Consider the following 3,497-nt stretch of genomic DNA (forward strand, 5'->3'; position numbering starts at 1 on the left):
TCGCGCGCTCACGGTCAACGAGGCGAGGCCTCGTGAGGATCGCGGCGGAGGCCGGGGCTACGGCGGCGGCGGCGGAAGGTCGAGTCGCCGGTACTAGCTCTCAGGCTGTCGGGGGCGCGGGCTGCGCCGCGCCGCGCCTGAGTGACGAGGGAAGGTCGCGCGAGCGGCCTTCCCGCTTTTTTCCCCGGCGATCCGTCGGAGTCGAAGCGCGCCGAACCCACTCCCGGCAGGGAAGCAGCGTCTGCCGTTTCTCGACCGCTAGCTGACCCTCTGGATCTTCCTGGCCATGGCCGGGGGAGTGGGCCTCGGTCGCCTCGTCCCCGGAGCGGCGCCCCTCCTGGATCGCTTCAACGTCGGGACGACAGCGGATTGCCACCGCTGAGCCGAGGGAGACGCTTCATTCTTCCCCATCCTGGTCGGCGGACTTCTGGATGTCGGAAAGCTGATCTGCGAGCTTTGGCAACTCGGTCTCCACGATAGCCCAGACGAGGTCGAGATCCACATCGAAGTAGTCGTGAACAACCCGGTGGCGCAACCCGACGACACGATGCCATGGAACATCCGGGTGCTGGCTCTTGAACTCCCGCGGCAAGCGATTGGCCGCTTCGCCGATTACCGTCAGGTTACGGACCACGGCGTCGATCGTCTTGTCGTCGTGCAGGAATCCATAGTGGTCCAGGCCGGCAACGGAGCGCTCGATTCGGCGGATTCGGTCCAAGATGTCCTCGATGAGGAGACCTACCGGCCTACGCGACATCGACCAGCTCCTCCTCGATGACCGCCCAGTGCCGCGGGGTAATGGCTCGGCGGGAAACCACGTCAGCGTGAACGCCGAGCAGGGATTCGATCCGCTCCGCCAGATCCACGAACCGGAGACCGATCGAAGGATCGACCTCCACAAGAATATCCACGTCGCTGGCCTCGGTCTGCTGACCGCGGGCGTAGGAGCCGAACAGGGCGAGCCGGGTCACACGAAAGTCCCGCGCGAGCTCGGGCATGGCTTGCTGTAGGATTCCAAGGATTTCCTGCGCGCTCCGCATGTTCATTCTCCGGTCTGGATGCCCCGATCGCCACCCATTCGTCCGTGGGGCATCCCGGGGCATTTGGCTCTCAACGCAACTTCAAACGCAGTTTCCTTCCGTCCGTTTCCCGAGGCAAGACCTGAGGGTCAAACGGTGGGCTGGTCCTAGCCGAGTCTCCGAACAAAACTGTAGCAGGGACCGTAGCAGATCTTCGCTGCAGGGCGCTAGGCGGTTTGGATGTGCTTGATTGACAGAGCGTTGCATCAGACTCGGGTGCTCGCAGGGAGCGGACCACGGCGGTCTAACACGCCGCTGTGATCGCGGAGGTTGACAGCAGCACCCATCTGTGGTGAACTTCCGCTCTGGCAATCAGTTGTGCGGTGCGGAGAGATGGCCGAGTGGTTGAAGGCGGCGGTCTCGAAAACCGCTGTGGGGGTAACTCCACCGGGGGTTCGAATCCCTCTCTCTCCGCCACTCTTCCCCCCTGACTTCGTCAGCCAGAACGTCTTATCAGAGATCACGTTACAGCTTAGGCGGTTGACAATCAGCCCAGATCGCGGAGGGGCTCGTGGTCAAGCACGGAGCGACTCGAGCCGCGGTCTATGCGCTGGCTGGGCCGACCGGCTCGGTTCCCCCCTCACGTTCCGTCGAGAGGACTCTCGCCCTCGACGGCCTGGCCGAAGAATCGAGCATTCCAACTCCAGGAGATGTCTCGTGAGCATGGCCGTCCATCCCTACGAGTGCGTCTCTCGGGTCAGGGATTACGGCATCGGCGTCTTCCACTCCATCTCGAGCATGCTGGGCCTGCCGGACGAGGAGAGCGTACCCGTGTGCTCGTGAGGCTGTACCTCTCCGAGTATGTCTCGAGGTCCGAGGCCAGGAGGCTCCTGGCAGGACTGGAGAAGTTCCGAGAAGTGATCCTCGACATGAACCAGGTGAAGAGGCCGGGGCAGGCGTTCGCTGATGAGGTGTTCCGGGTCTTCCCGTCACAGGATTCGGTTGACGATTCCGCCACAGCCCCGGAGCCGATCGGGACGCCCGCCCTGCCGGGCGCAGGCTGATGCGCAGGGCCCCTCCGGCCGGGCCCTCCCCGCAGACCCGCGCAAATCGCGGTCCACAAGGCCGTTGAGCGCGCCCCCATCTTGCCCCTATACTGGCTTCTTGCGACCACCGCGGAGAGATGTCCGAGTGGTTGAAGGAGCACGCCTGGAGAGCGTGTAGGCGTGATGAACGCCTCCAGGGTTCGAATCCCTGTCTCTCCGCCAGTTTCGCGGGACCGCGGGTTCCGCGGTTCGGGTCGGTGAGTCGGTTCGATCGGTTTGACGATTCTGTGTGGGGATGTAGCTCAGCTGGGAGAGCACCTCGTTCGCAACGAGGGGGTCGACGGTTCGAATCCGTTCATCTCCACAGTTTCTTTTCCGCCCCTGGGTCGGGTCGTGCTAGATGGGGAGTCAGCGGTGCCCTGTAACCCGCAATCCGCTACAGCGGGATTGAACTCCCATCCGAGGCCTCGCCCGGTCGCGTGGTTGCAGGGGCCAAGGGGCGTTGAAGGTCAGGTCCCGCGCGACGCGAGACTGCTGAACCCCGTCAGGACCGGAAGGTAGCAGCGGTAGGCAGACCCTCGCGGGCGCCGCGGAGCCTCCTGGCCCGAGCCTACAGCTCTTGTGGCGCGCGGTCGGAAGGTCGAAGTTGGGTGCACGGCTCGATCCTGGGGCGGCCATTCGGCACAAGGAGGGTGAACGGGTGGGCTATCTGGTCCTGGCTCTGAAATGGCGCCCGCAGACCTTCGATGAAGTCGCCGGGCAGGACGCGATCGGCCAGACCCTGAAGAACGCCATCCGCTCCGGCCGGACCGCGCACGCCTATCTCTTCACCGGTCCCCGAGGCGTCGGCAAGACCTCGATGGCGCGCATCCTCGCGAAGTCGCTGAACTGCGCCGAGGGCCCCACGCCGGATCCCTGCAACCGCTGCGATGCCTGCAAGGAGATCACCGGAGGCCGCAGCCTGGACGTGATGGAGATCGACGGCGCGAGCAACCGCGGGATCGACGACATCCGCGAGCTGCGCGAGAACGTCCGCTACGCCCCCGCCGGCGGGCGGGTGAAGGTCTACATCGTGGACGAAGTCCACATGCTGACCACGGACGCCTTCAACGCCCTATTGAAGACCCTGGAGGAGCCTCCCTCGCACGTTGTCTTTGTCCTGGCGACGACCGAGCCGCTCAAGGTCCCGGCGACGATCATCTCGCGATGCCAGCGCTACGACTTCTCGCGCCTGCGCCTGCGCGACACGCTCGGCAGGCTTCACACGATCTGCGAGTCCGAGAAGATCGAGATCTCGGAGGACGCGCTCTCGCTGATCGCTCGGCGGGCCGAGGGGAGCATGCGCGATGCCCTCACCCTTCTCGACCAGGTCGTGGCCTCAGGGCGCGCGCCCCTGGACGGGAAGGAGGTGACGGCCGCCCTTGGGATCGCG

At 65.1% G+C, this 3,497-nt stretch carries 5 protein-coding genes, 3 tRNA genes, 1 other RNA gene and 1 pseudogene; 8 read left to right on the forward strand and 2 right to left on the reverse strand.

What is annotated here, in order from left to right; genetic code table 11:
- Both FJY88_12715 and FJY88_12720 read left to right on the forward strand, forming a co-directional pair.
- Nucleotides 1–97: RNA-binding protein (locus FJY88_12715; protein MBM3288196.1), on the forward strand; the 97-nt coding region annotated here is incomplete at its 5' end.
- Nucleotides 98–190: 93 nt separating this feature from the next.
- Nucleotides 191–367 (forward strand): annotated as a pseudogene (locus FJY88_12720) (arsenical-resistance protein).
- Nucleotides 368–397: 30 nt separating this feature from the next.
- Here FJY88_12720 and FJY88_12725 read toward each other — a convergent pair.
- Nucleotides 398–757 (reverse strand): DUF86 domain-containing protein, encoded by a 360-nt coding sequence (locus FJY88_12725; protein ID MBM3288197.1) that lies wholly within the window; start codon nucleotides 755–757, stop codon nucleotides 398–400.
- Complete coding sequence (locus tag FJY88_12730) at nucleotides 747–1,103, reverse strand: nucleotidyltransferase family protein (protein ID MBM3288198.1); 357 nt, start codon at nucleotides 1,101–1,103, stop codon at nucleotides 747–749. The genes FJY88_12725 and FJY88_12730 overlap by 11 nt, the downstream gene beginning before the upstream one ends.
- Before the next feature lie 303 nt (nucleotides 1,104–1,406).
- On the opposite strand from FJY88_12730, the gene FJY88_12735 reads away from it, so the two are divergent.
- From FJY88_12735 to dnaX, 6 genes are all read left to right on the forward strand, one after another.
- A tRNA-Ser gene (locus FJY88_12735) sits at nucleotides 1,407–1,496 on the forward strand.
- A 128-nt stretch (nucleotides 1,497–1,624) separates the two neighbouring features.
- Complete coding sequence (locus tag FJY88_12740; protein ID MBM3288199.1) at nucleotides 1,625–2,083, forward strand: DUF4325 domain-containing protein; 459 nt, start codon at nucleotides 1,625–1,627, stop codon at nucleotides 2,081–2,083.
- 113 nt (nucleotides 2,084–2,196) lie between these two features.
- A tRNA-Ser gene (locus FJY88_12745) sits at nucleotides 2,197–2,287 on the forward strand.
- 69 nt (nucleotides 2,288–2,356) lie between these two features.
- Nucleotides 2,357–2,429 (forward strand) — tRNA-Ala (locus FJY88_12750).
- Nucleotides 2,430–2,456: 27 nt separating this feature from the next.
- Nucleotides 2,457–2,723, forward strand: an RNA gene (gene ffs / locus FJY88_12755) — signal recognition particle sRNA large type.
- A gap of 42 nt (nucleotides 2,724–2,765) precedes the next feature.
- Nucleotides 2,766–3,497, forward strand: a 732-nt coding sequence (dnaX, locus tag FJY88_12760) for a DNA polymerase III subunit gamma/tau (GenBank protein ID MBM3288200.1), incomplete at its 3' end; no start/stop codon positions are given.

It is taken from the genome of Candidatus Eisenbacteria bacterium (genome assembly GCA_016867495.1).
Classification (GTDB): Bacteria; Eisenbacteria; RBG-16-71-46; order CAIMUX01; family VGJL01; genus VGJL01.